Source organism: Shigella sp. SIG6, from assembly GCF_053555815.1.
Map to the genome: position 1 here is coordinate 1 of NZ_JBQZXC010000202.1, position 4,158 is coordinate 4,158.

2 protein-coding genes and 2 pseudogenes are annotated in these 4,158 nt (G+C 53.5%); 3 read left to right on the forward strand and 1 reads right to left on the reverse strand.

The window, feature by feature from the left end:
- On the reverse strand, window positions 1–371 hold a 371-nt coding region (locus tag ACUU1M_RS19135), incomplete at its 3' end, for an HD domain-containing protein (RefSeq protein WP_449144745.1).
- A gap of 250 nt (window positions 372–621) precedes the next feature.
- On the opposite strand from ACUU1M_RS19135, the pseudogene flhB reads away from it, so the two are divergent.
- The 3 genes and pseudogenes from flhB to flhE all read left to right on the forward strand — a co-directional run.
- A pseudogene (flhB, locus tag ACUU1M_RS19140) lies at window positions 622–1,769 on the forward strand (flagellar biosynthesis protein FlhB).
- A gap of 52 nt (window positions 1,770–1,821) precedes the next feature.
- A pseudogene (gene flhA, locus ACUU1M_RS19145) lies at window positions 1,822–3,824 on the forward strand (flagellar biosynthesis protein FlhA).
- The coding region (flhE, locus tag ACUU1M_RS19150) for a flagellar protein FlhE (RefSeq protein ID WP_001259572.1) at window positions 3,824–4,158 on the forward strand (335 nt) is incomplete at its 3' end. The pseudogene flhA and the gene flhE, both read left to right, overlap by 1 nt.

Consider the following 4,158-nt stretch of genomic DNA (forward strand, 5'->3'; position numbering starts at 1 on the left):
AGATGCCCAAATGGTGGATTACCGAGATCGTGTGCCAGTCCGATCGCGGCTAACAGAGCAGGAACGTCGCGTTCAACGACAATCCCCGTGGGTATTTCGCCAAAGATGTGCTCCTTCATCTCGAAAGCGAGCCTCATTCCTATCCCGCGAGCAAAGTTTGCTACTTCGTGAGAATGAGTCAGCCTCGTCCGTATGCTGTCATTTTGATCTAACGGGAAAACTTGTGTTTTATCCGCAAGCCGACGAGTTGGTGCAGCAAAAAGTAATCGGTCGTAATCCCGCTCGATCTCTTGTCTTCCGCTAGCAAGGGGATGTAAAAATGCTATGTTGGTTTTTTTTAGATTATCTTTCCGACGGTTGCAGTTAAGCAATTGTTGCTATTCCATTTGATCACCTTTGTAATAATTTAATTATTAGCAAACTAACAGAGAGGCGGAGGGCGATTCTATAGGCTAAATGGCTAAATATCAGAACTGGAAAATGGTTCGCAAAACGTTCTGCAACTGAACCTATTTTTGCATAAACGCCCTAAATCCCACCTGTTTTGCCCCTTACTTAAACCATTGAACGCTTTGCGCTCTGGCATCATTTACGCTTAATACTCTTTCCAGGATTGGCGACGTGTCTGACGAGAGCGACGACAAAACAGAAGCCCCCACACCTCACCGACTAGAAAAAGCGCGGGAAGAGGGGCAAATCCCGCGTTCCCGTGAACTGACCTCACTGCTGATTTTGCTGGTGGGCGTTAGTGTTATCTGGTTTGGCGGTGTGTCGCTGGCCCGTCGATTGTCGGGCATGCTCTCCGCTGGGCTGCATTTTGATCACAGTATTATCAAAGACCCGAATCTGATCCTCGGGCAAATTATTCTGCTGATCAGAGAAGCCATGCTGGCGCTGCTACCGCTGATTAGCGGCGTGGTGCTGGTGGCGCTCATTTCTCCGGTTATGCTGGGGGGGCTGGTATTTAGCGGCAAATCCTTGCAGCCGAAGTTTTCCAAACTCAACCCGCTACCGGGCATTAAACGGATATTCTCGGCACAGACTAGCGCGGAGTTGCTTAAGGCAATTTTGAAAACCATCCTGGTTGGCAGCGTGACGGGGTTTTTTCTCTGGCATCACTGGCCGCAGATGATGCGCTTAATGGCCGAGTCACCGATTACCGCCATGGGTAATGCGATGGATTTGGTAGGGCTATGCGCACTGCTGGTGGTGCTTGGTGTCATTCCAATGGTGGGATTTGACGTCTTTTTCCAAATCTTCAGCCACCTGAAAAAGCTGCGAATGTCGCGGCAGGATATTCGTGATGAGTTCAAACAAAGCGAAGGCGACCCCCATGTTAAAGGACGGATCTGTCAGATGCAGCGAGCTGCCGCACGGCGTCGGATGATGGCCGATGTGCCGAAAGCGGATGTCATTGTCAATAACCCGAACCACTATTCGGTAGCGCTGCAGTATGACGAAAACAAAATGAGCGCACCGAAAGTGGTCGCTAAAGGTGCAGGGCTGGTCGTGCTGCGCATTCGTGAAATTGGCGCTGAAAATAACGTCCCGACGCTTGAAGCGCCGCCGCTGGCGCGAGCGCTGTATCGACATGCGGAGATTGGTCAACAAATCCCGGGTCAACTGTACGCCGCGGTGGCGGAAGTGCTGGCCTGGGTCTGGCAACTGAAACGCTGGCGTCTGGCTGGTGGACTGCGCCCTGTACACCTACTCATCTTCCGGTACCGGAAGCCCTGGATTTTATTAACGAGAAACCGACCCATGAGTAATCTGGCCGCGATGCTGCGCCTGCCCGCAAACCTGAAATCGACATAATGGCAGATCCTTGCTGGACCGATTTTGATCCTGTTGATCTTGTCGATGATGGTGCTGCCACTGCCCGCATTCATACTCGACCTCAATATTGCCTTGTCGATCATGGTGTTGCTGGTGGCGATGTTTACCCAGCGCACGCTTGAGTTTGCTGCGTTTCCGACCATTCTGTTGTTTACTACGTTGTTGCGTCTGGCACTTAACGTGGCTTCAACCCGTATCATTTTGATGGAAGGGCATACCGGCGCGGCGGCTGGGAAGGTGGTCGAAGCGTTCGGTCACTTCCTCGTTGGTGGCAATTTCGCTATCGGTATCGTGGTGTTTGTCATTCTCGTGATCATCAACTTTATGGTCATTACCAAAGGTGCCGGGCGTATCGCAGAAGTGGGTGCGCGCTTTGTTCTCGATGGTATGCCGGGTAAGCAGATGGCGATTGACGCCGACCTTAACGCTGGATTGATTGGTGAAGATGAGGCGAAAAAACGCCGCTCCGAAGTGACTCAGGAAGCCGATTTTTACGGCTCAATGGACGGGGCAAGTAAGTTTGTTCGCGGCGATGCCATTGCCGGGATCCTCATCATGGTCATTAACGTTGTCGGCGGGTTGCTGGTCGGCGTGCTGCAACTGGCATGAGCATGGGACACGCGGCGGAAAGTTATACGCTATTGACCATTGGCGACGGTCTGGTGGCACAAATTCCGGCGCTGGTGATTTCTACCGCCGCGGGGGGCATCGTTACGCGTGTCAGCACCGATCAGGATGTTGGCGAGCAGATGGTGAATCAGCTTTTCAGTAACCCAAGCGTTATGTTGTTAAGCGCCGCCGTGCTCGGTTTACTCGGCCTGGTGCCTGGAATGCCGAACCTGGTATTTTTGCTGTTCACTGCCGGATTGCTGGGGCTGGCCTGGTGGATACGCGGACGCGAACAAAAAGCGCCTGCCGAACCCAAACCGGTAAAAATGGCAGAGAATAATACCGTTGTCGAAGCGACGTGGAACGATGTACAACTGGAAGATTCTCTGGGAATGGAAGTGGGTTATCGACTGATCCCGATGGTCGATTTCCAGCAGGATGGTGAGTTGTTGGGCCGTATACGCAGTATCCGCAAGAAATTTGCCCAGGAGATGGGATTTCTGCCGCCAGTGGTGCACATTCGCGACAATATGGATCTGCAACCTGCCCGCTATCGCATTTTGATGAAAGGCGTGGAGATTGGCAGTGGTGATGCTTATCCGGGGCGCTGGCTGGCGATTAACCCTGGAACCGCTGCCGGGACGTTACCTGGTGAGGCGACCGTCGATCCGGCATTTGGCCTGAATGCTATCTGGATTGAAAGTGCGCTAAAAGAACAGGCGCAGATTCAGGGGTACACAGTGGTTGAGGCCAGCACGGTGGTAGCAACGCATCTTAACCACCTCATTAGCCAGCATGCCGCAGAGCTGTTTGGTCGTCAGGAGGCGCAACAGCTGTTGGATCGCGTCGCCCAGGAGATGCCAAAGCTGACGGAAGATCTCGTTCCTGGCGTCGTCACGCTCACCACACTGCATAAAGTGCTGCAAAATCTCCTCGATGAAAAAGTACCGATTCGCGATATGCGCACCATTCTCGAAACGCTGGCGGAACATGCGCCCATCCAAAGCGATCCACATGAATTAACCGCCGCCGTGCGCGTGGCGTTGGGACGGGCGATTACCCAGCAGTGGTTTCCTGGCAAAGATGAAGTCCATGTTATTGGCCTCGATACACCGCTGGAACGTTTGTTACTACAGGCGCTGCAGGGCGGGGGAGGACTGGAGCCAGGGCTGGCGGATCGTTTACTGGCGCAAACTCAGGAAGCGCTATCCCGTCAGGAGATGATGGGTGCGCCGCCAGTATTGTTGGTGAACCACGCGCTGCGACCATTATTGTCTCGCTTCCTGCGCCGCAGCTTGCCGCAGTTAGTGGTCCTGTCGAATCTGGAACTGTCTGATAACCGACATATCCGCATGACGGCGACAATTGGCGGTAAATGATGAGAACCTTATTAGCGATATTATTGTTTCCGCTGCTGGTGCAAGCCGCCGGGGAGGGGATGTGGCAGGCAAGTAGTGTCGGAATTACGCTAAATCATCGCGGTGAGTCGATGTCGTCTGCACCTCTTTCTGCGCGACAACCTGCTTCAGGATTGATGACGCTGGTGGCGTGGCGTTATCAGCTTATCGGCCCGACACCTGCAGGACTGCGGGTTCGCTTGTGTTCGCAATCTCGTTGTGTCGAATTAGAGGGGCAGAGCGGTACCACCGTGGCCTTTTCCGGTATAGCGGCAGCAGAACCGTTGCGATTTATCTGGGAAGTGCCAGGCGGTGG